General features: G+C 55.2%; 22 protein-coding genes. 9 read left to right on the plus strand and 13 right to left on the minus strand.

The window, feature by feature from the left end:
* Positions 1-5: 5 nt before the first annotated feature.
* Complete coding sequence (dapA, locus tag ACFL9S_RS03960) at positions 6-884, minus strand: 4-hydroxy-tetrahydrodipicolinate synthase (protein WP_405260383.1); 879 nt, start codon at positions 882-884, stop codon at positions 6-8.
* Positions 885-1,027: 143 nt separating this feature from the next.
* Here dapA and ACFL9S_RS03965 point away from each other — a divergent pair, with 143 nt between their 5' ends.
* Complete coding sequence (locus tag ACFL9S_RS03965) at positions 1,028-1,579, plus strand: glycine cleavage system transcriptional repressor (protein ID WP_405260384.1); 552 nt, start codon at positions 1,028-1,030, stop codon at positions 1,577-1,579.
* Positions 1,580-1,651: 72 nt separating this feature from the next.
* On the plus strand, positions 1,652-2,119 hold the full coding sequence (gene bcp / locus ACFL9S_RS03970) for a thioredoxin-dependent thiol peroxidase (protein WP_405260385.1): 468 nt from the start codon (positions 1,652-1,654) through the stop codon (positions 2,117-2,119).
* A 51-nt stretch (positions 2,120-2,170) separates the two neighbouring features.
* On the opposite strand, the gene ACFL9S_RS03975 is transcribed toward bcp, so the two are convergent.
* The 3 genes from ACFL9S_RS03975 to ACFL9S_RS03985 form a co-directional block, all read right to left on the minus strand.
* Positions 2,171-3,226: an AI-2E family transporter gene (locus ACFL9S_RS03975; protein ID WP_405260386.1), complete on the minus strand. Its 1,056-nt coding sequence runs from the start codon at positions 3,224-3,226 to the stop codon at positions 2,171-2,173.
* A gap of 91 nt (positions 3,227-3,317) precedes the next feature.
* Positions 3,318-4,928 carry a diguanylate cyclase gene (locus ACFL9S_RS03980; protein WP_405260387.1) on the minus strand — a complete coding sequence of 537 codons (1,611 nt, stop codon included), beginning with the start codon at positions 4,926-4,928 and terminating at the stop codon, positions 3,318-3,320.
* Between the two features lie 296 nt (positions 4,929-5,224).
* Positions 5,225-5,827: a DsrE family protein gene (locus ACFL9S_RS03985; RefSeq protein WP_405260388.1), complete on the minus strand. Its 603-nt coding sequence runs from the start codon at positions 5,825-5,827 to the stop codon at positions 5,225-5,227.
* Between the two features lie 659 nt (positions 5,828-6,486).
* On the opposite strand from ACFL9S_RS03985, the gene ACFL9S_RS03990 reads away from it, so the two are divergent.
* On the plus strand, positions 6,487-7,950 hold the full coding sequence (locus ACFL9S_RS03990; RefSeq protein ID WP_405260389.1) for a M48 family metalloprotease: 1,464 nt from the start codon (positions 6,487-6,489) through the stop codon (positions 7,948-7,950).
* A gap of 17 nt (positions 7,951-7,967) precedes the next feature.
* Positions 7,968-8,321, plus strand: coding sequence for an arsenate reductase (glutaredoxin) (gene arsC / locus ACFL9S_RS03995; protein WP_405260390.1), 354 nt, complete (start codon positions 7,968-7,970; stop codon positions 8,319-8,321).
* A gap of 22 nt (positions 8,322-8,343) precedes the next feature.
* Here the strand turns inward: arsC and hda are convergent, their stop codons facing one another.
* From hda to upp, 3 genes are all read right to left on the minus strand, one after another.
* On the minus strand, positions 8,344-9,051 hold the full coding sequence (hda, locus tag ACFL9S_RS04000) for a DnaA inactivator Hda (RefSeq protein WP_133845903.1): 708 nt from the start codon (positions 9,049-9,051) through the stop codon (positions 8,344-8,346).
* Positions 9,052-9,168: 117 nt separating this feature from the next.
* Positions 9,169-10,458 carry a uracil permease gene (gene uraA / locus ACFL9S_RS04005; RefSeq protein WP_405260391.1) on the minus strand — a complete coding sequence of 430 codons (1,290 nt, stop codon included), beginning with the start codon at positions 10,456-10,458 and terminating at the stop codon, positions 9,169-9,171.
* Between the two features lie 181 nt (positions 10,459-10,639).
* Positions 10,640-11,266, minus strand: a complete 627-nt coding sequence (gene upp, locus ACFL9S_RS04010; protein WP_133845899.1) for a uracil phosphoribosyltransferase — start codon at positions 11,264-11,266, stop codon at positions 10,640-10,642.
* 245 nt (positions 11,267-11,511) lie between these two features.
* Between upp and purM the strand changes: the two genes are divergently transcribed.
* Entirely contained in the window at positions 11,512-12,552 is a 1,041-nt protein-coding gene (gene purM / locus ACFL9S_RS04015; protein WP_405260392.1) for a phosphoribosylformylglycinamidine cyclo-ligase, read from the plus strand.
* Positions 12,549-13,187, plus strand: coding sequence for a phosphoribosylglycinamide formyltransferase (gene purN / locus ACFL9S_RS04020; RefSeq protein ID WP_405260393.1), 639 nt, complete (start codon positions 12,549-12,551; stop codon positions 13,185-13,187). Before purM ends, purN begins: the two co-directional genes overlap by 4 nt.
* A gap of 39 nt (positions 13,188-13,226) precedes the next feature.
* Here purN and ACFL9S_RS04025 read toward each other — a convergent pair whose 3' ends face one another.
* The 3 genes from ACFL9S_RS04025 to ACFL9S_RS04035 all read right to left on the minus strand — a co-directional run bounded on the left by ACFL9S_RS04025 (position 13,227) and on the right by ACFL9S_RS04035 (position 15,427).
* Entirely contained in the window at positions 13,227-14,552 is a 1,326-nt protein-coding gene (locus ACFL9S_RS04025) for an MFS transporter (RefSeq protein ID WP_405260394.1), read from the minus strand.
* Positions 14,549-14,686 (minus strand): hypothetical protein, encoded by a 138-nt coding sequence (locus tag ACFL9S_RS04030; protein WP_405260395.1) that lies wholly within the window; start codon positions 14,684-14,686, stop codon positions 14,549-14,551. The genes ACFL9S_RS04025 and ACFL9S_RS04030 overlap by 4 nt, the downstream gene beginning before the upstream one ends.
* A 63-nt stretch (positions 14,687-14,749) precedes the next feature.
* Positions 14,750-15,427, minus strand: coding sequence for a DUF2848 domain-containing protein (locus ACFL9S_RS04035; protein WP_405260396.1), 678 nt, complete (start codon positions 15,425-15,427; stop codon positions 14,750-14,752).
* A 117-nt stretch (positions 15,428-15,544) separates the two neighbouring features.
* On the opposite strand from ACFL9S_RS04035, the gene ACFL9S_RS04040 reads away from it, so the two are divergent.
* The gene (locus tag ACFL9S_RS04040) at positions 15,545-16,219 is read left to right on the plus strand and encodes a GntR family transcriptional regulator (protein WP_405260397.1); all 675 of its coding nucleotides are present in this window, start codon (positions 15,545-15,547) and stop codon (positions 16,217-16,219) included.
* Between the two features lie 21 nt (positions 16,220-16,240).
* On the opposite strand, the gene pstB is transcribed toward ACFL9S_RS04040, so the two are convergent.
* From pstB to ACFL9S_RS04055, 3 genes are read right to left on the minus strand one after another with little or no spacing between them, the layout of a single operon-like run.
* Complete coding sequence (gene pstB, locus ACFL9S_RS04045) at positions 16,241-17,008, minus strand: phosphate ABC transporter ATP-binding protein PstB (protein WP_405260424.1); 768 nt, start codon at positions 17,006-17,008, stop codon at positions 16,241-16,243.
* A gap of 23 nt (positions 17,009-17,031) precedes the next feature.
* Positions 17,032-18,678 (minus strand): phosphate ABC transporter permease PstA, encoded by a 1,647-nt coding sequence (gene pstA, locus ACFL9S_RS04050; RefSeq protein WP_405260398.1) that lies wholly within the window; start codon positions 18,676-18,678, stop codon positions 17,032-17,034.
* Entirely contained in the window at positions 18,675-20,831 is a 2,157-nt protein-coding gene (locus tag ACFL9S_RS04055) for an ABC transporter permease subunit (RefSeq protein ID WP_405260399.1), read from the minus strand. Before ACFL9S_RS04055 ends, pstA begins: the two co-directional genes overlap by 4 nt.
* A gap of 144 nt (positions 20,832-20,975) precedes the next feature.
* Here ACFL9S_RS04055 and ppk1 point away from each other — a divergent pair, with 144 nt between their 5' ends.
* Positions 20,976-23,036, plus strand: coding sequence for a polyphosphate kinase 1 (gene ppk1 / locus ACFL9S_RS04060; RefSeq protein WP_405260400.1), 2,061 nt, complete (start codon positions 20,976-20,978; stop codon positions 23,034-23,036).
* Between the two features lie 5 nt (positions 23,037-23,041).
* Positions 23,042-24,568: an exopolyphosphatase gene (gene ppx / locus ACFL9S_RS04065; protein ID WP_405260401.1), complete on the plus strand. Its 1,527-nt coding sequence runs from the start codon at positions 23,042-23,044 to the stop codon at positions 24,566-24,568.
* Positions 24,569-24,652 lie beyond the last annotated feature (84 nt).

The following is a 24,652-nucleotide window of genomic DNA, read 5'->3' on the forward strand; positions in this document are numbered from 1 at the left end:
TAGATTTAAAGCAGGCCCGCGTTTTTCAGTGCCTGCTCAACAACCGGACGACCGGCATCGGTCAGCGGCGTCATAGGCAGACGCAGCGTATCGGTTGCTATTAATCCTAATTGTTTCGCAGCCCATTTCACCGGGATAGGATTCGGTTCAACAAACAGTTTCTGATGCAGATGCATCAGGCGCTGGTTCAGAAGACGTGCTTCAGCAAAGTTGCCCTGCTGTGCCAGAGCACAGAGTTCAACCATTTCGCGCGCGGCAATGTTTGCCGTGACGGAAATAACGCCGTGCCCGCCCAGGTGCATAAAGTCCAGCGAGGTGGCGTCATCGCCGCTCACCAGCACAAAATCTTCATTTACCCGCTCTTGGATCTGACTTACCCGCGATAAGTTCCCGGTGGCCTCTTTGATTCCGATAATATTTTTAATTTTGGCCAGACGACCGACGGTTTCCGGCAGCAAATCGGTGCCAGTACGTGACGGTACGTTATACAGCATCTGCGGAAGCGCGGTGCTTTCTGCGATGGTTTTAAAATGCTGATACAACCCTTCCTGAGTAGGACGGTTGTAATAAGGGGTGACGGTCAGGCAGCCGACAACGCCGGAATTCTCGAAGCGTTTGGTCAGTGACACGCCTTCAGCCGTAGCGTTTGCACCGGTTCCGGCAATAATCGGAATACGGCCATCTGCCAGCTCGAGCGTTAGCATCACCACATCACCATGTTCTTCATGGCTGAGGGTGGCGGATTCGCCTGTCGTTCCTACAGAAACAATTGCCGCGGTGCCGCTGGCAATATGGTAATCAATCAGTTTTTTCAGACTCGCACGGCAGACATTACCTTTGTCATCCATCGGCGTAACGAGTGCAACAATACTTCCCGTGAACATTAGCCATCCCCTCGACAAACAAGTGCTTCATGGTACGTTTGTACGAGCAGTAAAAGCAAGCGCATAGGGCGGCTCAAGCGCTTGTCAGCAGTTTTTTTTATGTTTACCTTATAGTTATTAGTTTTTGGACAGGAAGCTTGATTTTGCCACAGTCATCGCAACACCATTTGGTTATCACCGCCCTTGGGGTAGACCGCCCAGGGATCGTCAATGCCATCACCCGTCATGTCAGCAGCTGCGGATGTAACATTGAAGATAGCCGTCTTGCTATGCTGGGCGACGAGTTCACCTTTATCATGCTGTTATCCGGTAGCTGGAATGCGATCACCCTGATTGAATCGACCCTGCCACTAAAAGGAGCCGAACTGGAGCTGCTGATCGTGATGAAACGCACCAGCGCCAGCACGCGCCCTCCGATGCCGGTTACGGTGTGGGTGCAGGTGGATGTGACCGACTCTCCGCACATCATTGAACGCTTTACCGACCTGTTTGATTCGCATCAGATGAATATCGCAGAGTTAGTCTCGCGGACGCAGCCAGCAGATGAAAATCAGCCTCCACTGCTCTATATTCAGATAACCGCACACAGTCCGGACAATCAGGATGCTTCATTTATTGAGCAAGCGTTTAACCGACTCTGTACAGAACTCAATGCTCAAGGCACTATTAAGGTGGTTTCTCATCACGGAGCATAAAGCTGGCTAACCGCGAGTAGAGAAAGTGCGCAAATTTACCCCTAGCATGATGATAAAAAACGGAGAGTTGTGATGAATCCACTGAAAGCCGGTGATACCGCACCGAAATTTAGCTTGCCCGATCAGGATGGCGAACAAGTAAATTTGGCCGACTTCCAGGGACAGCGCGTTCTGGTTTATTTCTACCCGAAAGCGATGACACCAGGCTGCACCGTTCAGGCATGCGGTCTGCGTGACAGCATGGATGAGCTGAAAAGTGCCGGAGTCGACGTTTTAGGTATTAGCACCGATAAGCCGGAAAAACTGTCGCGCTTCGTTGAAAAAGAGCTGCTGAACTTCACCCTGCTCTCTGATGAAGACCACCAGGTTTCTGAACAGTTTGGCATCTGGGGCGAGAAAACCTTTATGGGGAAAACCTACGATGGGATTCACCGCACCAGCTTCCTGATCGGCGCAGATGGTAAAGTCGAGAAAGTCTTTGATGATTTCAAAACCAGCAACCACCACGATATCGTGATGGATTACCTGAAGTCAGCATGATGTGAACGTACGGGCCGACCTTTTCCGGTCGGCCCGTTACGATTTCAGCCGTTATTTCGCCAGTTCATCCGGCCAGGCATGCACGACAGCTTTGACCAGCGTCGCCAGCGGGATCGCAAAGAACACGCCCCAGAATCCCCACATCCCACCAAAAATAACCACCGACAGGATAATCACCAACGGATGCAGGTTCACTGCTTCTGAGAACAGCACGGGCACCAGAATATTGCCATCCAGCGCCTGAATCACCAGATACACAATCATCATGGTCCAGAAATCACCGGACAATCCCCACTGCCCCAAACCGACGCCCACGACCGGAATGGTCACGACCATTGCACCGATATAGGGGATCAGCACTGAAACGCCGACCAGCACCGCCAGTAACAGCGCATAGTTCATGCCAATCGCGAGGAAACCCAGCCAGCTGACCACCCCGACCACCACCATTTCCAGCACTTTGCCGCGAATGTAGTTGGACACCTGCTGGTTCATCTCAACCCATACCTGGCCGGCCAGGCCACGGTTACGCGGCAGTACGCGGCGGATGGCATTCAGCATCTGCTCTTTGTCCTTCAGCAGGAAGAACACCATCAACGGCACCAGCACCAGGTAGATCGCCAGCGTCATCAATCCCACCAACGAGGCAAGAGAATATTTCACCAGCTGGTCACCCAGCCCGCTAAGACGGCTGCGTAGATTTTCCACCACGATATCGATAATTCCCACATCCATCAGCGTCGGGAAACGCTCCGGCAGGCGCATGGCAAACTGATAGAGCCGGGTGAGCATGGTGGGCAGCTCATGGGTCAAATTAATGCCCTGCTGCCATGCTACCGGGGCCACCACCAGCATCAGAACCAGCAGCAGCGTGGCAAAGACGATCAGCACCAGCGTTACCGCCCAGGTACGTGAACAGCCAAGCCGCTCCAGCCGCACCGTTGGCCACTCCAGCAGGTAAGCCAGCACCAGCGCCACTAAGAGCGGGGCCAGCAGGCCATTAAAGAAAAACAGAATGCAAAATGCAGCGATTAAAATTACCAGCAACGCAATCGCCTGGGGATCGCTGAAACGGCGGCGATACCATTGCGTAAGAAGTTCCAGCATGGGAGTCCTTGCCTGAAGAAGAGTAGAGAAGAGTAGAGAAGAGTGTACCTGATACGACCCGCTCTTGTGAGGGCAAGAGCGGGCGTTAAAACTACTGCGGCAACACCTGCACGGCGGCAGGCGCTTCATTGCTATTTTTCGCGACAATCACCCGGTTACGTCCGGCATTTTTTGCCTGGTAAAGGGCATCATCAGCCTGTTTAAAGGCCTGTTCCATGGTATTACCACTTTTCGGTGACCAGAACGCCACGCCCACTGAAATCGTAATGTGCCCGACAGGATCCAGCGACAGCGCTTCAATGCGTTTACGCACCCGTTCAGCAATCATCATCGCCACATCGCGGTCAGCGCCCGGCAGGATCATAAGGAACTCTTCACCGCCATTACGGCAGATCACATCGGTCTGCCTGGCGCTTTGCTCCAGCTGACGCGCCACGGTTTTGATCACCGTGTCACCGGCATCATGGCCGAACGTATCATTCACCCGTTTGAAGTAGTCGATATCCAATGCCAGCACGGCAAAAGGCTGACTGGTCGCCAGAAAATAGTCCAGCACCGCATTCAGGCCACGACGGTTGAGCAGGCTGGTCATCGGATCCGTCTGCACTTCACTTTTCAGGCGGCCAATTTTATCCTGCATCAGTGAAATCCCGGCCAGCATCGCGCGCTTGATTTGCGAAGCCTCGTAGTACCAGGAACGGATGTTGTTGATCTCTTTCGAGACATTCTGCGTGTCCATCTGGCTGGCTTTTCGCGCCAGTTGCCACAGCGGCAACGCAATGCGTTGAGCAAGGATCAGCGCAATAATCAGCGTCAGCAGAGCAAACGGCACCGAATGTTTTAGCACTTTCAGCAACAGGCTGTTCAGCGGGGCCAGGGTTGCCTCGGTGGGCTTGAGTGCAACGATGGTCCAGCCCGCTGTCGGCACATTGGCGTAACCCGCCAGCATCAGCTCACCGTTTTCGGCGGTCACCTGCTGGTGGCCATTGCTGGATTTTTTACGCTGTTCGTTAGCGATCAATGGGTCGATGGTTTTCCCAATCAGCTGGCGATCCTGGTGGTACAGCACCTGGTTCTGTCCATCGATAACATACAACGACGAACCATCCCGATAGAACTGCTCGCCCAGAAGAATATTAAGAATACTCTTTTTCTTCAGATAGATAGAGCCACCCACGTAGCCAAGGTAGCTGCCGGTTTTCGACCAGATAGGCCAGGAGATAAACACCAGCAGATTATTGGCCGCAGACATCGTTGGCGGGCTGACCAGAGGCTTACGCTCCGTGAGCGCCTGTTTTGCCGCGTTGGAGGTGAGGTGCATCCCTTTCAGCATCAACGATTCAGGCGAGATCGCACGTACCCAGCCGTTGGCATCAACAATCACCACGGAGTTAAAACTGTTGGTTTGTTCACGCAGGCGATCGACTTCATCCTGCAGGGTGACGTCGTTATCCAGGCCATTACCCAGCACTTTAGCGCTGTAGGAGAGCTGTGACTCAGCCAGCTGGAAAAACACCTCGGTAGTGGAAGCCAGCTTACTGGCATAAACCCGGTTTGATTCCAGAGTGTTACCGATCAGCACATCGCGCTGCACACGCCAGCTGGCGTAAAGAGAATTAGCAAGAGTGATCACGATACTGGCAACAGCCAGCAACGTAATAAGAGTTCGCAAGTCCGCTTTTGGCCGCAATAGCCTCAACATGGACTCACCTTCGTGAGAAAAATCATCTTTTGCGCCTTATCTTCAATTATGCGCGGTAATACCCCGTTGGCTTCATACGCCTGGCGTGAAAAATGCGGAGTATGTCTTTAAGTGCGAGTTGTGCCCTGGTAAAGCACCTGCCAATTGTACACCTCTCTGCCGATTTGGGAATATTCCGAAGCGTACAGAGCCAATAAATATTTTACTTAAGGCGAGATATTTGTGGGGTGCAGCAGAGCGAAGAATGGCAAGGATAACGGGGTCATGCGGGCCGATGGCCCGCACGGAACAGCAGTTTACATCGACAGGAAAGCATATCCTTGATTTTCAAGGGTCGATACGGTGGTCGGGCTAGACAGTGCATGGGTGACCGACGGGTCAATCCAGTTGCTCTGGAAATGATGGAAGGCCACAGACTGATCGCACACGGACACGTCCACCCCTTTGGCCCGCAGGGCGCCAATCAGTTTCAGGTTAGGATTATCGATGCCATAAATCCGGTGATATTGCTCATTGTTCAGCATGGCGGGCGTGCCCTCACCCGTTACTGACACCACAAACTTCAGTTTTTCAGCCGGAACGCCGGAAGCCACATACAAATTCACCACACGCGCCACGCGTTCCAGCCCCAGGTTCGGGTCCTGCGGTGCATTTTCGGCACGGGTAATCTGGAAAACAATTTTGTTACTGTCATTGATATTGGGTTTGTAGGCAACATCCGACTCGTAGTGCATTTTCCCATAGCCTTCAATGGCTGGCGTTGACCAGAATCCTTCAGGATCGCTGATCGGTGCGACACGATTGCTGATCTTATCAATAAGCTCAGGCGCTTTGGTAAAGCTGGCCCCGACAAAACCCGCGACAGCCGCAATCAGAACATAAGACACCACAGAACGCATAAGAAACTCTCCGCAAAACACCGTTGTGACTGAGATATAACACAGCCTCACCACAAACTCTTACCGGCGTTTTGCATCATGCCGGTTGGATAGTTCCCCTCTAAAACAGTGTCACATCATCACTGTACAGCGACAGCTAACAATACCCGGACACAGCCGTCATCGGGTAGATCCACACCAAACCACAGTCCCCGACTCAGGTCACTGTAATACCATAACTGGCTGACTGACTTTATACTTTCTACTGGATCGCCATTGTTCATCCGGCACCCTGCACAATGAAAGTTTTACTGATGTCGTCTTACGCCGCCCTCTTGCCCGGCAGGCGATTTTTAGGATTTAACCTGGTCAATTAGCATGCCACTATCAATAAAACTGATTAAATTTACCTAACTTTAAATTATAAACTAACCTGGTGCGCCCAGGATGACGTTATTTTCACGCCCTGTCGGGGAGCGTTCCCACGCAGTCCTGTTCAGTTTTTTACCGCAATATCCTGTGCATAACCGACCCGCACGACAGCCGTCACTATTTTAGCCATTTCATTCGCACCGGGCTGTGGTTTAAGATGTGGAATTAGCGCTTCTTTTTCTACGTACATGCAGAATATTTCGGCACGTTGCCGGTTAAAAACTGGACTTCCTTGTTAGGGTTTACGTATGTTCATCCGATTAAAGAAAAGCCTGCTGGCTTCCCTGGTCGTCACACTGCTAACCGGCAGCCTGCTGCCGGCCCATGCAGACATCAGCGATAATTTGCCGGATATTGGCACCACGGCGGGCGGTACGCTGTCGATTAATCAGGAACTGGCGATGGGCGACTTTTACGTGCGCCAGCTGCGTGCCAGTGCTCCGATCATTAATGACCCGCTGCTCAACCAATATATTAATCTGTTAGGGCAACGCCTGGTGAGCCATGCCTGGTCGGTAAAAACCCCGTTCCATTTCTATCTCATCCGTAACGATGAAATTAACGCCTTTGCCTTCTTTGGCGGCAACGTCGTTCTGCATTCCGCCCTGTTCCGCTACAGCGATAACGAGAGCCAGCTGGCCTCCGTCATGGCCCATGAGATTTCCCACGTGACGCAGCGTCACCTGGCACGTGCGATGGAAGAACAGCAACGTAACGCACCGCTGACCTGGGTGGGCGCGCTAGGCTCTATTCTGCTAGCCATGGCTAGCCCGCAGGCGGGAATGGCGGCATTAAGCGGCACGCTGGCGGGTGCTCAGCAAGGCATCATCAGTTTTACTCAGCAAAACGAACAGGAAGCAGACCGGATTGGCATTCAGGTGCTGCAACGCGCCGGTTTTGACCCCGAAGCGATGCCCAACTTCTTACAGAAGCTGGCGGACGCTTCCCGTTTTGCCTCAAAACCACCGGAAATGCTGCTGACGCACCCACTGCCTGACAGCCGCCTGGCCGATGCGCGCAACCGCGCCAATCAGATGAAACCTGTGGTGGTGCAGTCCTCACAGGATTACTACATGGCCAAAGTCAGGGCGCTGGGGATGTTCTCGACCGGGCAAAACCAGTTGAGCAGCGATCTGATGACGACGCTGACGCACGGAAACAGTCGTGAGCAGGCCGCTGCGCTGTACGGTCAAGCGGTTCTGTTGCTTGGGGAAAGTAAGTTTACGGAGGCGCGCGCGATCATTGTGCCGCTGCTGGCGAAGCAGCCGGACAACCTCTGGTATCTCGATATCATGACCGACATTGATATCGGACTGAAGCAGCCTCAACAGGCGATTAACCGTTTGCTGGCCGTCAAAGCGGTGAACAGTAATCCGGTCTTGCAGATTAACCTGGCCAACGCCTATGTGGAGGCCAAACAACCGGCCAATGCCAGCAAAGTGCTCTACCGCTATACCTGGGCAAACAAAGACGATCCCAACGGCTGGGACTTGCTGGCTCAGGCCTCGGCAGCTCAGGGGCTGACGGATGAAGAACAGGCCGCGCGCGCTGAAGGCCTGGCGATAACCGGCCAGCTCGACCAGGCAATACGCAGCCTGAGCAGCGCCAGCGCCGCCGTAAAACTGGGCAGCCTGAAGCAGGCTCGCTATGACGCACGCATCGATCAGCTGCGCCATTTGCAGGAGCGTTTCCGTCAGTACCAGAAATCATAACCACTCTAAGGATAGCCATGTCAGAGGTACAGATTTACCACAACCCGCGCTGCTCCAAGAGCCGCGAAACCCTCGCGCTGCTGACCAGCCGGGGCATGAAACCTGAGGTCATCCTTTATCTGGAGACCCCGCCAGATGTTGCCACGCTGAAAAACCTGTTACAGCAGTTGGGATTCACCAGCGCGCGCCAGTTGATGCGTACTAAAGAAGCACAGTACAAAGCCGCGGGTCTGGATGATTTAACGTTAACTGAAGCGCAGTTACTGGCCGCACTGGTCGCTGAGCCGAAGCTGATTGAACGCCCGATTGTTAGCAATGGGGGCAAGGCACGCATCGGCAGGCCGCCGGAGCAGGTGCTGGAGATCCTTTAAAGAAACGCCTGGCGCAGCGGTACTACAGCGCCAGCGTCTCTTTCACGAAGGGGATGGTCAGTTTACGCTGGGCGCTGATGGATGCCTGGTCAAGCTGATCCAACGTCACAAACAGCGTACGCATTTCACGATCGAGCCGTTTCAGCAGGAAGCGGCCCACATCTTCCGGCAGCTCAAAACCACGCAATTTTGCACGCAGCTGTAAGGCCTGCAATTTATCTTCATCGGAGAGTGGTTGCAGCTTATAAATCTGCCCCCAGTCGAGACGCGAGGCCAGATCTGCCAGTTTCAGGTTGAGCTGACGCGGTGGGCGATCGCCGGTGATCAGCAGTCGCGTTTTTCCGGTTTCCAGAATGCGATTGTAGAGATCGAAGATCGCCATTTCCCAGGGCTCATCCCCGGCAATGCACTCGATATTGTCAATGCAGATCAACGCGAGTTGTTCCATGCCATCAAGCACTTCGGGCACAAACCAGGTGCGTTTATCGAGAGGAACATAACCCACCGCTTCACCTTTGGCCGACAGTTCGGCACAGGCGGCATGCAACAGGTGGCTGCGCCCTCCGCCCTCGCGGGACCAGAAGTAGAAGTAACTACCGTGTTGCTGATGCAGTGCGCCCTGAAGCGCAGCCAACAGCGACGGATTTTCCCCCGGCCAGAAGCTGGCAAAGGTTTCGTCGTCGGGCAGGTAAAGTGGCAGTGAGAGCTGTGCCGGCGTGTTCAGATTCACCTCAGGGTTTGAGCAGGCAGAAAACGGGAAAATTCTACCACAAGTCGTTCAGGATCATGAAACGCTAAGGGCGGGAGATGCATCGGGAGAGGGGCAACCGAAGCTGCCCCCTACGATTTACTGTGCGTCGCGACGCTCGTCCGGCACCTCAATCACCTCTTCTTCTTTGTTCAGCAGGCTGATTGCTTTGAAGATCAGGCTGAGCACCACACCCACCACGGTGGCTAATGCCATGCCTTTCAGCTCAGCGGCACCAATGTGGACTTTCGCCCCGCTGACGCCGATGATCAGGATCACGGAGGTCAGGATCAGGTTCTGCGCTTTGTTGTAATCCACTTTCGATTCAATCAGTACGCGAATACCCGATGCCGCAATCACACCGTACAGCAGCAGCGATACGCCGCCCATGACCGGAACCGGAACGGCCTGAATTGCCGCAGCCAGTTTACCGACGCAGGAAAGCATGATCGCCAGAATTGCCGCGCCGCCAATCACCCAGGTGCTGTACACGCGGGTAATCGCCATCACGCCAATGTTTTCGCCGTAGGTGGTATTTGGCGTTGAGCCAAAGAAGCCGGAGAAAATGGTCGAGATGCCATTGGCAAACATTGAGCGATGCAAACCCGGGTCTTTCAACAGGTCTTTCTTCACAATATTTGCCGTGACCACCAGGTGGCCAATATGTTCTGCAATCACCACCAGTGCCGCAGGCAGAATGGTGAAGATGGCATACCACTCAAAACGCGGCGTGTAGAAGGTCGGCAGCGCAAACCAGTGGGCTTTCGCGACCGGCGTCCAGTCGACAATCCCCATGCAATAGGACAGTGCGTAGCCCACCAGCACACCAATCAAAATCGGGATAATCGCCAGGAAACCCCGGAACAGCACGGAGCCAAAGACCGTGACGCCCAGCGTGACCATCGAAATAATGATGGTTTTACTGTCAGCCATACTGCCATCGGCAGGCAACAGACCGGACATATTCGCCGCCACGCCCGCCAGTTCCAGACCAATCACCGCCACAATCGCGCCCATCGCCGCAGGCGGGAACATCACGTCCAGCCAGCCGGTTCCGGCTTTTTTGACGATCAACGCCACCAGGCAAAACAGCACGCCACACATAATGAAACCGCCCAGCGCCACTTCATAACCCAGCGGTAACAGCAGCAGTACCGGGGAGATAAAGGCAAAGCTGGACCCCAGATAAGCCGGGATTTTCCCTTTACAGATAAACAGATACAGCAGCGTGCCGATGCCGTTGAACAGCAGCACCGTAGCCGGGTTGATATGGAACAGGATCGGCACCAGCACCGTCGCACCGAACATGGCGAACAGATGCTGGAAGCTGAGTGGAATGGTTTGCAGCAGCGGTGGCCGCTCGTGTACGCCAATTGCGCGACGCGTCATGATTTCATTACCCCTTGAGTTTGCCTGAGCTATAAAAAAACCGACTCTCTGGTCGGTTTGATGCTTAACGGGTCGGGCATGCCCGACCCCCTACGGATTATTCGCTGTTTCAGTGCTTTCCGGGCACTACGGATTGGCCACTGATTTTGTAGGGGCGAGGCATGCCTCGCCCGCTGCGGGCTTATTTGGTACCAAAAATCTTATCGCCTGCATCGCCGAGGCCAGGAATAATATATCCCTTCTCGTTCAGTCCCTGATCGACTGAGGCCGTGTACAGCTCAACGTCCGGGTGCGCTTTTTCCAGCGCGGCAATCCCTTCCGGCGCCGCTACCAGCACCAGCACCTTAATGCTGTTACAGCCCGCTTTTTTCAGCAGGTCGATAGTGGCAATCATTGAACCACCGGTTGCCAGCATCGGGTCAACCACCAGCGCCAGGCGCTCTTCGATGTTGGACACCAGCTTCTGGAAGTACGGCACCGGCTCCAGGGTTTCTTCGTCGCGGTAGACACCCACAACGCTGATACGCGCACTTGGCACATGTTCCAGCACGCCTTCCATCATGCCCAGACCGGCACGCAGAATCGGAACAACGGTAATTTTTTTACCTTTGATTTGCTCGATTTCAACCGGACCGTTCCAGCCTTCAATGGTCACGGTTTCGGTTTCCAGATCGGCAGTGGCTTCATAAGTCAGCAGACTTCCCACTTCTGACGCGAGTTCACGGAAACGTTTGGTGCTTACATCATGTTCCCGCATCAGACCCAGTTTATGTTTGACCAGCGGGTGTTTGACTTCCACGATCTTCATTGTTGTACTCCCGGAGTGTTAAGCTGCAAAAAAAATCGCGAGATTATAGCGCCATTTATCCCCGGCGCCATATGACTTAGTGCAATACTTTGTTTATCCCCTGCAATCTTGATAAGGATTAGCTAAAATCCAGCTATCCGCAATGCGCCTTAAGATGGCACTCGCAAACGTTTGCCTGCACTGTTAGAATTACCGCGTTTTATTTTGACCACCACACCAACCGCAAACCGCGTGGGGATTTCGCAGTGACCGACAAAACCTCTCTCAGCTATAAAGACGCCGGCGTAGATATCGATGCTGGCAATGCTTTAGTCGACCGTATCAAAGGCGTAGTGAAAAAGACTCGTCGCCCGGAAGTGATGGGTGGACTGGGCGGTTTCGGTGCCCTTTGTGCACTGCCGCAAAAATACCGTGAACCTATCCTGGTTTCCGGCACTGACGGCGTCGGCACCAAGCTGCGTCTGGCGATGGACCTGAAACGCCACGATACCATCGGTATCGACCTGGTCGCGATGTGCGTTAACGATCTGGTCGTACAGGGCGCAGAGCCGCTGTTCTTCCTCGATTATTATGCCACTGGCAAGCTGGACGTTGATACGGCCGCCAGTGTGATCACCGGCATCGCTGAAGGCTGTTCACAGTCTGGCTGTGCGCTGGTTGGCGGCGAAACCGCTGAAATGCCAGGTATGTACCACGGTGAAGATTACGACGTGGCAGGCTTCTGTGTCGGCGTGGTTGAGAAATCCGAAATTATCGACGGCAGCAAAGTCGCCGATGGCGACGTTCTGATCGCCCTGGGTTCAAGCGGCCCTCACTCCAACGGCTACTCGCTGGTACGCAAAATTCTGGAAGTCAGCAAAACTGACCCGGAAACCACCCAGCTTGAAGGCAAAACGCTGTCTGACCATTTGCTGGCGCCAACCCGCATCTACGTGAAAAACATCCTCAGCCTGATCGAACAGGTGGATGTCCATGCGATTGCCCACCTGACTGGCGGCGGCTTCTGGGAAAATATTCCGCGCGTACTGCCGGATAACACCCAGGCGGTGCTTGACGAGTCAAGCTGGGAATGGCCAGCCGTCTTTGGCTGGATGCAGCAGGCAGGTAATGTCAGCCGCTTCGAGATGTACCGCACCTTCAACTGTGGTGTCGGCATGGTGATTGCCCTGAGTCCGGCAGAAGCCGACAAAGCGGTACAGCTGATGACGGATGCGGGTGAAAAAGCCTGGAAAATCGGGGTGATCAAAGCCTCTGACTCTGAAGAACGTGTGGTCATTAACGCATGAAACGCATAGTCGTGCTGGTTTCCGGCAATGGAAGCAATTTACAGGCAATCCTGGACGCCTGCCAGCAGGGACGGATTAACGGCAGCGTTGCTGCCGTATTCAGTAATAAAGCAGAGGCCTTTGGTCTGGAACGCGCGCGTGAGGCGAACGTTCCTGCTCATGCGCTGGCTGCCGCGCAGTTTGCCGACCGTGAAGCGTTTGATCGCCAGCTGATGCTGGAAATTGACGCTTACGCCCCCGATCTGGTGGTGCTGGCCGGTTATATGCGCATCCTCAGCCCGGCATTTGTACAGCACTATGCCGGACGGATGCTGAATATCCATCCTTCGCTGTTACCGAAATACCCGGGGTTGCACACGCATCGCCAGGCCATCGAGAACGGTGACGACGAGCACGGCACATCGGTGCATTTTGTCACCGAAGAGCTGGACGGCGGCCCGGTTATCTTGCAGGCAAAAGTGCCGGTATTCAGCGACGACAACGAAGCGGATGTGGCTGCGCGTGTTCAGCACCAGGAACATGCGATTTATCCGCTGGTCGTCGGCTGGTTTGTCGATGGTCGACTGGCCATGCGCGACGATGCGGCATGGCTGGATGGTCAGCTCTTGTCTGCCGAAGGACATGCCCTCGACTGATACCTGACGGGCGGAAGGCGATCTCCTTCCGCCCTTCTTTCATCTCAGCGGTTTTTTTGCCGTCTCACGCGCACACCCCACTGCCACCAGCGTCACGATCAGCGCCAGCACAACATATAACGACACGCCCAGCGTCCCACCGGTTTCACTGTAGAGCGTGGCGATAATCAACGGCGCAAACCCACCCCCGACAATCCCTGCCAGCGTATAAGCCAGCGATGATCCGGCGTAGCGAACATGCCCCGGAAACTGCTCGGTGACAAACGCAGCCTGCGGGCCGAACATCACCGCATGGATCAGTAATCCCACCACCACCGCCAGGCAGATCGCCCAGGGCTGTGCACTGTCCAGCAGGACGAAGAAGACAAATGCCCACAAGATCCCCAGTAACGCGCCCGTCAAATAGACCGGACGTCGGCCATAACGATCTGACAGCAGACCACAAAACGGCACGGCCAGCGCGTTGCCGATGGCACCTAACATGGTGGCACCCAGCGCCAGCGGGCGTGGCAACATCAGCACCGTCGTCACATAGGTCAGGGTGAACACCACCACCAGCGCGTAAAGCACGTCGGAACCGACGCGCGCACCTCCGGCGATCAGCAGCGATTTTCGATGAGCCGTCACAACCTCTTTCAGCGGCATCTGGCTGGTCTGCTTTTTCGCCGCCAGCGCCCGGAACACCGGAGTTTCATCAACACCGTTGCGCAGCCACAGACCAAAGAACATCAACGCGAGGCTTAACAGGAAAGGAATACGCCAGCCCCACTCCTGAAATTGCACAGGGCTGAGCGTCAGACTGATCAGCGCAATGATCCCCGTCCCGAAAAGGGTGCCACAAGAGGGGCCCATCTGAGCGAATGAGGCATTCAGACCACGCCGGTTCTGCTTGCCATGCTCCATCGCTAACAATACCGCTCCCGCCCACTCCCCGCCCAGCGCGATCCCCTGAAGAAAACGCAGCGCCACCAGCAGAATGGGGCTGAGGATCCCCCACTGCGCATAACCAGGCAGCACCCCCATTAATGCCGAGGTTCCTCCCATAATCACCAGCGTGGTGACCAGCACAAAGCGGCGTCCCCGCACATCACCAAGATGGCCGAACAACATTCCCCCCAGCGGACGGGAGATATAGCCCACGGCGTAGGTGGAAAACGCCAGGATCGTCCCAACAATCGGGTCAAACGACGGGAAGAACACATGGTTGAAGACCAACGCCGCCATAATGTTGTAGAGAGTAAAATCATACCATTCCAGCGCGGTGCCGATGGAGCTGGCTGCCGCCAGCCGACCGCTGCGGGAGGAGTCCTGCGCATCTGTTATCGGGGCGGAATTCCCGTGCGGTGGCAAATCAGAGAGGCTCATGATGCTATCTCCTGCGACGTTAACTGCCCGCTAAGGCTGTCACACTCTGCCGTCTGACGGGTAAACGCAGCGTGATAGTCAGCCCTGGCGATAGGGGTCGCCACTAACAGTATTCCCTGATGGTGTTGTTTCATCTTCAGACTCCTGTTGATTGGGTAAGGGGAAGTCATACCTGTCCCCCGCCAGTACGCCGCGCATCAGGCCACCAGCGGCAAGGTCTGGATCTGATACTGATGTTCGATGCTGCGCCCGCGCTTCCCATCCACCAGCGCCATACGGAAATGCGCGCCCGGACGAATACCGCCCAGTGCACTCAGCGTGCCGCAGCACATTCCCAGCCCTTCTGGCAGCGGCTGGCCTCCCAGATAACGCGTCAGCAGATCGTCCGGCGTGCGCAGCTCCGCGAGTTTTCCCTGCTGATAAAGCGTCCACTCGCTTCCTTCACGAACCCAGGATTGCAGCAGCAGATGATCCCAGTCGCTGGCGACCTCACTCAGACGCCAGGCCTCGCGCGCCAGCGGCTTTGCGCAGACCTGTTTTGCCAGCGCAACGCTGTGGCTTTCCAGCTGACGGTCGGTGTGATCGGAAGAGAGCGTTAACCAGCTTTCGCCCTGCCAGCTGAAGATAAACGGCTCCGCCTCCCCGGAGCTTTGTTCACCGACCACTTCGATGCACTCCAGCTGGGTCAGCAGCGTGGCGCTGGCCCGGTAAAACAGCGGTACTGCACCGGGTGCGGGCACGCCCAGCTCCGCCAGCTCGCGGATATGCGCCTGCACGGCAGCCAGATCTCTTCCCGCCCATCCGGCAATAACCAGATGATTAATATCAATATTAATGGTCTCGGTTTTTTCTGATTTCAGTAAAAACTGCAACATTGCGTACTCTCCCTTTTAACTAAAATACCTGTGAAATTTCACTATAATTAAAAAACAGCCATTGTTATGCCAGATTCTGTGTAAAATGTGGGCAAGTTCAAAATGAGGGGATAAATCTTGAAGAGCGACACCGTGCGCACACCGGTTGAAGATCGTGCTATCTCACTGAATGAACTGGCTTATCTCCGTTTTCGCCAGGCATTGATCACCTTGCAGTATAAACCCGGTGATTATCTGAATATGGCGCAGGTCATGGCCGATCTGGAGGTAGGACGCACGCCTGTGAATCAGGCCGTGCACCGTCTTGCCGCAGAGGGACTGTTACAGATATTGCCGCGTAAAGGCGTGATGGTAGCGCCGCTCTCTCTCGATGATGCATTCGAGCTGATTGAGGTGCGCCTGGTTAACGAACTGCTCTGCATCCGTCTGGCCGCTGCACGCATTACCACCGGACAGATCGCACAGCTGCGGGAAGTGAATGCGCGGCTGGCGCAGGCCAGCCAGCAGCGTGATCCGCTGGCGATGATGCAGTGTGATAATCAGTTTCATCATCTGCTGGCGGGCATTGCTGCCAACCGTCGGCTGATGGATATTCTGAATATTATTCATGCCCAGGCCCAGCGATTCTGGGCCACCACGCTTTCCGATGCCGGGCATATGGAAGAAGTTATCGTCGAGCACAATGCAATTATCACCGCGCTCGAAGAGGGCAATCTCAGCGCGGCTGAACAGGCCACGCAGCACCATATTCTGTCGTTCAAACACGCCCTGCTGACCAGCTCCGGGCGATAGCCTGCGCGGCAATGCGCTGCGTCAGCCGTATCGTCCGGTAATATAATCCTCGGTACGGCGCTGACGCGGTGTCGTAAACAACGCATCGGTAATGCCAAACTCCACCACGCTCCCCTGGTGCATAAACGCGGTATAGTCAGACACGCGTGCCGCCTGCTGCATATTGTGCGTGACCAGAATCAGCGTGAAGTGCTGCTTTAGCGAGGTCATCAGCTCTTCTATCACCAGCGTCGAAATCGGGTCCAGTGCCGAGGTTGGCTCATCCAGTAGCAGGATTTCAGGCTCAATGGCGATAGCCCTGGCAATCACCAGGCGCTGCTGCTGGCCGCTCGACAGCGTCAGCGCATTCTGCCAGAGATTATCTTTCACCTCGGCCCACAGCGCCGCCGCACGCAGCGCTCGCTCAACCGCTTCATCCAGCACACGTCTGTCACGCACGCCCATCAACCTCAGCCCATATACCACGTTATCGTAAATGGTTTTCGGGAAGGGATTAGGCCGTTGAAACACCATACCCACGCGGCGACGCAGCGCAGAGAGATCCTGATGATGACCGAGGATGGACTGCTGTTGCAGGCGAATATCGCCTTCAATGCGGCAGCCATCAATCAGATCGTTCATACGGTTAAAACAGCGCAGCAGCGTTGATTTCCCACAGCCTGATGGACCAATCAGCGCCGTAATGCGGTTTTTAGGCACCCGCAGGCTGATGTTGTTCAGCGCCGCTTTATCGCCATACCACAAACAGAGGTTATCAATCTCAAGCGCGGTATCGTTATCATCAAACATCGCAGTCATAACGTAATTCCGTGTTAATGCATCAGCGCACGATAGCGCTCGCGCAGACGGTGGCGAAGCACCATCGCCATCAGATTTAGCCCCAGGATCAGCAACACCAGCAGCAGCGCGGTGGCAAACACCAGCGGGCGGTCGGCTTCGGCATTAGGGCTTTGGAACGCCAGATCGTAAATCTGAAAACCCAGGTGCATAAATTTACGATCCAGATGTAAGTAAGGGAACAGCGAGTCTATCGGCAGCTCCGGCACCATCTTCACCACGCCCACCAGCATCAGCGGGGCGGTTTCTCCGGCGGCGCGTGCCACCGCCAGAATCAGGCCGGTCAGCATCGCCGGTAAGGCCTGCGGCAGCACCACGTGCCACAGCGTTTCTGCCTGCGTCGCGCCCAGCGCCAGCGCCCCCTGGCGCAATGAACCAGGAATGCGCGACAGTCCCTCTTCCGTAGCCACAATCACCACCGGCAATGTCAGTAATGCCAGGGTCAGTGATGCCCAGAGCAGGCCAGGCGTGCCAAAGGTCGGGTTCGGTAACGCGCTGGCGAAAAACAGGCGGTCAAGGCTACCGCCCATCAGCCAGACAAAGAATCCCAGGCCAAATACGCCATACACAATCGAAGGAACACCCGCCAGGTTGACGACCGCAATGCGCACCAGCCGGGTTAACAGATTGCGCCCGGCATACTCATGTAACCAGATAGCGGCAATGACTCCCAGCGGCATCACCACCACCGACATCAGCAGCACCATCAGCACCGTACCGAAAATCGCCGGGAAGACGCCGCCCTCCCCCTGACTTCCGCCGCCAGAATCACTGACAAAGTGCCACAGCTGGCTGCCAAAATGTCGCCACTTCATGCCGGTGGTCATCGCATTGGGCTGCCAGGCGGCAATAATCTGCGCCAGCGAAATTTCATGCTGAGCACCGCTGGCATCCCGTAGCAGCACCACCGTATTGTTGCTTTCCCGCTGAAGCGCGGCGAGCCTGGCGGCCTGGCGGGTGAACTGACGTTGCAGCTCGGCGCGATCGGCCTGATAGACCGACTGGGCCTCAGGGTCGTAGCGCTGTTCATCACGCAAATGCTGCCGCTGTTGTTCCAGCGACTCCATCTGTACGTTCAGCCGCGCCATGTTCTTGCGCCGCAGCTTCTCGGCTTCGTCAATCCGCTGGCGGGTTTGCAGCAAACGCTGCTGTAACGTCTTACCAGGATCTTTGGAGGTGAGCAGATGGCTATCTTCACGCAGCCCCTCAAACCAGCCAGAGGCATTGCCGCCGGAGCGCCGTTGCAACACGATCACCTGCGGAGGTGTTTCCCTGGCGATCACATCGCTGGACAGCACCGTGCGGAAGTCAGGCGCATCGAAATCACGGTTACCGGTTTTAATCAGATAACGTGTCACGCTGTCAGGCAACCCCGCCGCATCACGCTGGCCGCTGGCGACTAATTGCTGACGCGATACCGTCTGCTGCTGGGTCACTTCCCCCAGCACCTGTATCTGGCCTTGCGGGGTATTCAGCGTGAACAGTTCCAGCGGCTGCGGCCAGAAATAACGTAGCCCCTGCCAGGCCAGCAGGGTAATCAACAACAGGAAGGCCAGCAGGCTGATGGCAACAGCACCGCCCGTCAGCCAGCGCCAGCGGTGATTATTCTTTACCGCGTTCATCCCTGCACCTCCTGCTGACTGTAACGCTGCCGCAGTCGCTGACGCACCATTTCGGCCACGGTATTCACCACCAGTGTGAAGATCAGCAGCACCAGCGCCGATAAGAACAGAATGCGGTAATGGGCACTGCCCGCCGCCGCTTCCGGCATTTCTACCGCCACGTTGGCCGCCAGTGAACGCAATCCTTCAAACAGGCTACCGTCAGTCACTGGCGTGTTGCCGGTCGCCATCAGCACAATCATTGTTTCACCAATCGCGCGGCCAAAACCGATCATCAGGGCGGCGAAGATACCGGATGAGGCACCCGGTAGCACCACACGCGTCAGGGTTTGCCACTGTGTTGCGCCCAGCGCCAGCGATCCCTGCCCCAGCGAGGCCGGAACACTGAAAATAGCATCTTCGGACAGGGTGAAAATCAGCGGGACCAGGGCAAAGCCCATCGCCACACCCGCCACCAGCAGATTACGCTGCTGATAGTCAGCGCTAATGCGATCGGCCAGCCCCTGCCCCCAGAGTGCCTGCTCAGCAAGCGGGATTAACCACAGGGAGCCTATCGCTGTCAGTAGCAACAGCGGCAGCAATAGCAGGACCTCACGCCCTTCAGCAAACCCGCGTTTACGCCAGCGAGGGGGCAGTTTTTGCACCATCCAACCGCACAGCAGGAGCACCGCAGCCAGCAATACAGGCAGCAGCAGCACCCCAAGCAGCCGATCGGCAATTTTCGGCGCCAGCCACAGCCCGGCAATCAGCCCGATGACCACGCTGGGTAACGCGCCCATCATTTCAATGGTCGGTTTCACCCAGCGCCGCAGCTGAGGCGTCATAAACCACGCGGTGTACATGGCCGCCGCCAGCGCCAGCGGCGTCGCAAATAACATCGCAAGCCCTGCGGCTTTCAGCGTACCCGCCACCATCGGGATCAGGCTGAATTTACCCTGGTAATAATCATTGGCCGAGGTCGACTGCCAGACGTAAGCGGGCTCCGGGTAGTTTTCATACCAGACTTTCTGCCACAGATTGCGCCAGCTGAGATCGGGCCACGGGTTGGTCAGACGATAATGCTGCCAGCGTCCAGCACGTTCGACCAGTAAGCCATCGCCCTCCTGGGAGAACTGCGCCAGTTCAATACCCGGCGCCAGCTGTCGACTGAGGATCGCGCCCTGCTGTTTACTGGCAAACAGCTTCAGCTCACCCTGCGGGCTGAGCGTGGCGAAAACACGACGGTGCGGTTCGGTAAACATCAGCGGCTGCCACTGCGCCCCCTCAAAACGGCGGATATGGCGCAAATGTGGGCCACTGGAGCTGGCAATATCAAACCATTGAGAAATACCCTGTCCGTCAGCAATCAGTAAGGAATTGCCGCCACTGAGAAGTTTCATGTCTTTCGGCGGCTCGGCCAGCATCAGAGAATCACGCAGCTGTGGCTCACCGTTACCGAGTCGCCAGACGCGCAGTTGTGCGCCAGAGAGGGTAAACAGCAGGCTGCCATCGGGTGATAACAGCAGTTGGTCAACGTCACGCACGTTCAGCCGATAATTCTGTGCAGGCTGTTGAGCATCGAGTTGCCATAAGGTGATGTGGTCGGCAGTCGCCATCGCAACCTGCCAGTGGTTTTCTGCGCTTTGCGCCAGACTGAACTGACGCACGTGATCTTCCCCAGTGGAAAGCGGGAAATCACCCAGCGGGAATGTCCAGCGGGGTTCCTCGCCAGGCGGGAAGTCGGGTTTTACTAACACCATTGAGCCTCTATCTGACAACAGCAGCACGCTGCCATGATCGGCACTGTGAGTTGCCCGGATATCGCCGCGTAACAGGGTTATTGCAGAGGAGGGAGGTTGAGCACTGAGCGGCACAAAGCGCCCGCTGCCCTGGTGATCGATGCGCCAGCCCCACTGTTGGTGTCTGTCCATTCCCATGGCCACCGCAGGACTGCTCTGCCAGAGCTTAATGTCGTTTCCTGCCTGCATCCCAGGGCTGATAAAGAGCGGCACGACCACCCAAATCAGCCAGAAGAACAGCAGTGTCATCACCAGCAGGATAGCCACCCCGCACGCCGTTACCACACGCCGCGTCAGCCGATCAATCATGCGGCGGCGCCCGGCGTTGTCGTGAACAGGGATTGGGCGATCAGTCATATCAGCGTGGTTTTCCATTGTGCTCCGAAGCCGCTATGTTGCCCGTATGTGATTAATAAGACAATCAACATTCACCGGGCATTGGACAATGCTGCCATACTCTCGCCATAATGTTTCAGAACAATGGATACCTTCATCCTGAATCAGCCAAACGGAGTAAAAATGGGTCAGGAAAAGCTGTATATAGAGAAAGAGTTAAGTTGGCTATCCTTTAATGAGCGCGTTTTACAGGAAGCAGCTGACAAAACCAACCCGCTGATCGAGCGTATGCGCTTTCTTGGTATCTATTCCAATAATCTGGAAGAGTTCTATAAAGTTCGTTTTGCCGATCTCAAACGTCGTATTCTGATTGGAGAAGAACAGGGTTCCCCCAGCACGCCACGGCATCTGCTAAAAAAAATTCAGGCCCGGGTGCTGAAAGCCGACCAGGAATTCGACAGCCTGTATAACGATCTGCTGCTGGAAATGGCGCGTAATCAGATCTTCCTGATCAACGAACGCCAGCTTTCTCCCAATCAGCAGAGCTGGCTGCGCCACTACTTTAAACACCATCTTCGCCAGCACATCACGCCGATCCTGATCAATCACGACACCGATCTGATCGAATTCCTGAAAGACGATTACACCTACCTGGCCGTAGAGATTATTCGCGGTGAAGACATTCGCTACGCGCTGCTGGAAATTCCGTCAGATAAAGTGCCGCGTTTCATCAATCTGCCGCCGGAAACCCCGCGCCGCAGAAAGCCGATGATCCTGCTGGATAATATTCTGCGCTATTGCCTGGGCGACATCTTCCGTGGCTTCTTCGACTACGATGCGCTCAATGCCTACTCGATGAAAATGACGCGTGATGCCGAGTACGATCTGGTCACCGAAATGGAATCGAGCCTGCTGGAGTTGATGTCTTCAAGCCTGAAACAGCGCCTGAACGCCGAGCCGGTGCGCTTTGTTTATCAGCGCGATATGCCTGATGCGATGGTTGAACTGCTGCGTAAAAAGCTGAACATTTCCAATTACGACTCCATCGTGCCCGGTGGCCGTTACCATAACTTCAAAGACTTCATCAGTTTCCCGAACGTTGGCAAAGCAAACCTGGTCAACAAGCCGCTGCCGCAACTGCGCCATATCTGGTTTGATCGCTTCCGCAACGGCTTTGATGCGATCCGCAACCGTGACGTGCTGCTCTATTATCCGTATCACACCTTTGAGCACGTACTTGAGCTGCTACGCCAGGCGTCGTTTGACCCGGCGGTGCTGGCCATAAAAATCAATATTTATCGTGTGGCGAAGAATTCGCGCATCATCGATGCGATGATCCATGCTGCCTATAACGGTAAAAAAGTCACCGTGGTGGTCGAACTTCAGGCGCGTTTCGATGAAGAAGCCAACATTCACTGGGCGAAACGCCTGACGGAAGCCGGTGTGCATGTGATTTTCTCCGCTCCCGGACTGAAAATTCACGCCAAACTGTTCCTGATTTCACGCCGTGAAAACGGTGAGATTGCCCGCTATGCGCATATCGGCACCGGTAACTTTAACGAGAAAACCGCGCGTATCTACACCGACTACTCGTTGCTGACCGCCGATGCGCGCATCACCAACGAAGTGCGCCGGGTGTTTAACTTTATCGAGAACCCATATCGCCCGGTCAGCTTTGAGCACCTTATGGTGTCGCCGCAGAACTCGCGCAAAATGCTGTACCAGCTGATTGATGCAGAAATTGCCAATGCGCAAAAGGGAATTTCGGCGGGCATCACCCTGAAGATCAACAACCTGGTCGATAAGGGGCTGGTCGATCGGCTGTATACCGCCTCCAGCGTTGGCGTTAAGGTTAATCTGCTGGTGCGAGGAATGTGCTCTCTGATCCCTAATCTGGAAGGGATTAGCGAAAATATTCGTGTGATCAGTATTGTTGACCGTTATCTGGAGCATGATCGGGTCTATATTTTTGATAACGGTGGTGATAAAAAAGTCTTCCTCTCCTCCGCAGACTGGATGACGCGCAACATCGATTATCGTATCGAAGTGGCTGTCTCCATACTTGACCCTATTCTTAAACAGCGTGTGTTGGATATTATTGCCATCCTGTTAAGTGATACGCTGAAAGCACGTTACGTCGATAAAGAGTTAAGCAACCGATATGTTCCACGCGGTAACCGCCGCAAGGTCCGGGCCCAGCTGGCAATTTACGATTACATTAAATCTCTCGAGCAACCTGATTAATCACTATGCCAATTTCCCATAAAAGTACGCCGAAACCGCAGGAATTTGCTGCCATTGACCTGGGTTCGAACAGTTTTCACATGGTGATTGCCCGCGTAGTTGACGGGGCGATGCAGGTGCTCGGCCGCCTGAAACAGCGCGTGCATCTGGCTGACGGACTGGACAACAATAACGTCTTGAGCGAAGAGGCTATTCAGCGCGGTTTAAGCTGTCTGGCGCTGTTTGCCGAGCGCTTACAGGGTTTCAGCCCGGCCAACGTCACGATTGTGGGTACGCATACTCTGCGCCAGGCGATTAACGCGGAAGATTTTCTCCAGCGTGCCGCCGATGTGATCCCCTACCCGATTGAAGTGATTTCCGGCCATGAAGAAGCCCGTTTGATCTTTATGGGCGTAGAACACACTCAACCGGAGAAAGGCCGCAAGCTGGTGATCGACATCGGTGGCGGTTCGACCGAGCTGGTTATTGGTGAAGACTTCGAACCCAAGCTGGTTGAAAGCCGCCGCATGGGCTGCGTGAGCTTTGCCAATATGTATTTCCCTGGCGGCGTCATCAGTAAAGAGAACTTTAACCGCGCCCGGCTGGCGGCAGTGCAAAAACTGGAAACCCTGGCGTGGCAGTACCGTCTGATGGGCTGGCAGTTTGCGCTGGGCGCCTCTGGCACCATTAAAGCAGCCTGCGAAGTGCTGCTGGCGATGGGAGAGAAAGAAAAACTGATCACCCCAGAGCGCCTTGAAATGCTGTACACCGAGGTGATCAAACACAAATCGTTTGATGCCCTCAGCCTGCCCGGTCTTTCTGACGAGCGTAAAGGCGTGTTTGTTCCTGGCCTTGCCATTCTCTGTGGCGTGTTTGATGCTCTTGCGATCCGCGAACTGCGCCTGTCAGATGGCGCGCTGCGTGAAGGTGTGCTGTATGAAATGGAAGGCCGCTTCCGTCATCAGGATATTCGCAGCCGTACTGCCCAGAGCCTGGCGAACCATTACGCCATCGACAGCGATCAGGCGCGCAGGGTGCTGGAAACCACAGAGTCACTCTACGAACAATGGCGCGAACAGAATACCCGGCAGGCGAACCCGCAGCTTGCCGCACTGTTGAAGTGGGCGGCGCTGCTGCATGAAGTTGGGCTGACGATCAACCACAGCGGTATGCAGCGGCATTCCGCTTATATCCTGCAAAACACCAACCTCCCGGGGTTTAATCAGGATCAACAAACGCTGTTGGCCACGCTGGTACGCTACCACCGCAAAGGCGTGAAGGTGGAAGATATGCCGCGCCTTACGCTGTTTAAACGTAAGCAATTCCTGCCGCTGGTCTTCCTGTTGCGTCTGGGAACATTGCTGAACAATCAACGCCAGGCGACCACCAAGCCGAGCGGTCTTCAATTGCAAACCGACGATGGCAACTGGACCCTGACGTTCCCGGCGGGCTACTTCAGCCAGAACAACCTGGTTCAGCTGGATTTAGAACGTGAGCAGACGTACTGGAAAGATGTCACTGGCTGGCAACTGACCATTCAGGAAGAGAGCTAAGCGTTATCGGGAAAATGGCCACGCTTGCGCATATCATCGCGCAGGCGGCCTTATTGTTGGTCAGCCACTGGCATAACACACTGA

The sequence above is a fragment of the Erwinia sp. AnSW2-5 genome (assembly GCF_045107195.1).
In the GTDB taxonomy this organism is placed as follows: domain Bacteria; phylum Pseudomonadota; class Gammaproteobacteria; order Enterobacterales; family Enterobacteriaceae; genus Erwinia.

Excerpts from the sequence above, each read along its gene's own strand:
- dapA (WP_405260383.1), bottom strand. The coding sequence starts at position 884 with ATGTTCACGGGAAGTATTGTTGCACTCGTTACGCCGATGGATGACAAA.
- bcp (WP_405260385.1), top strand. The coding sequence starts at position 1,652 with ATGAATCCACTGAAAGCCGGTGATACCGCACCGAAATTTAGCTTGCCC.
- ACFL9S_RS03975 (WP_405260386.1), bottom strand. The coding sequence starts at position 3,226 with ATGCTGGAACTTCTTACGCAATGGTATCGCCGCCGTTTCAGCGATCCC.
- ACFL9S_RS03980 (WP_405260387.1), bottom strand. The coding sequence starts at position 4,928 with ATGTTGAGGCTATTGCGGCCAAAAGCGGACTTGCGAACTCTTATTACG.
- ACFL9S_RS03985 (WP_405260388.1), bottom strand. The coding sequence starts at position 5,827 with ATGCGTTCTGTGGTGTCTTATGTTCTGATTGCGGCTGTCGCGGGTTTT.
- ACFL9S_RS03990 (WP_405260389.1), top strand. The coding sequence starts at position 6,487 with ATGTTCATCCGATTAAAGAAAAGCCTGCTGGCTTCCCTGGTCGTCACA.
- arsC (WP_405260390.1), top strand. The coding sequence starts at position 7,968 with ATGTCAGAGGTACAGATTTACCACAACCCGCGCTGCTCCAAGAGCCGC.
- uraA (WP_405260391.1), bottom strand. The coding sequence starts at position 10,458 with ATGACGCGTCGCGCAATTGGCGTACACGAGCGGCCACCGCTGCTGCAA.
- upp (WP_133845899.1), bottom strand. The coding sequence starts at position 11,266 with ATGAAGATCGTGGAAGTCAAACACCCGCTGGTCAAACATAAACTGGGT.
- purN (WP_405260393.1), top strand. The coding sequence starts at position 12,549 with ATGAAACGCATAGTCGTGCTGGTTTCCGGCAATGGAAGCAATTTACAG.
- ACFL9S_RS04025 (WP_405260394.1), bottom strand. The coding sequence starts at position 14,552 with ATGAGCCTCTCTGATTTGCCACCGCACGGGAATTCCGCCCCGATAACA.
- ACFL9S_RS04030 (WP_405260395.1), bottom strand. The coding sequence starts at position 14,686 with ATGAAACAACACCATCAGGGAATACTGTTAGTGGCGACCCCTATCGCC.
- ACFL9S_RS04035 (WP_405260396.1), bottom strand. The coding sequence starts at position 15,427 with ATGTTGCAGTTTTTACTGAAATCAGAAAAAACCGAGACCATTAATATT.
- pstB (WP_405260424.1), bottom strand. The coding sequence starts at position 17,008 with ATGTTTGATGATAACGATACCGCGCTTGAGATTGATAACCTCTGTTTG.
- pstA (WP_405260398.1), bottom strand. The coding sequence starts at position 18,678 with ATGAACGCGGTAAAGAATAATCACCGCTGGCGCTGGCTGACGGGCGGT.
- ACFL9S_RS04055 (WP_405260399.1), bottom strand. The coding sequence starts at position 20,831 with ATGGAAAACCACGCTGATATGACTGATCGCCCAATCCCTGTTCACGAC.
- ppk1 (WP_405260400.1), top strand. The coding sequence starts at position 20,976 with ATGGGTCAGGAAAAGCTGTATATAGAGAAAGAGTTAAGTTGGCTATCC.
- ppx (WP_405260401.1), top strand. The coding sequence starts at position 23,042 with ATGCCAATTTCCCATAAAAGTACGCCGAAACCGCAGGAATTTGCTGCC.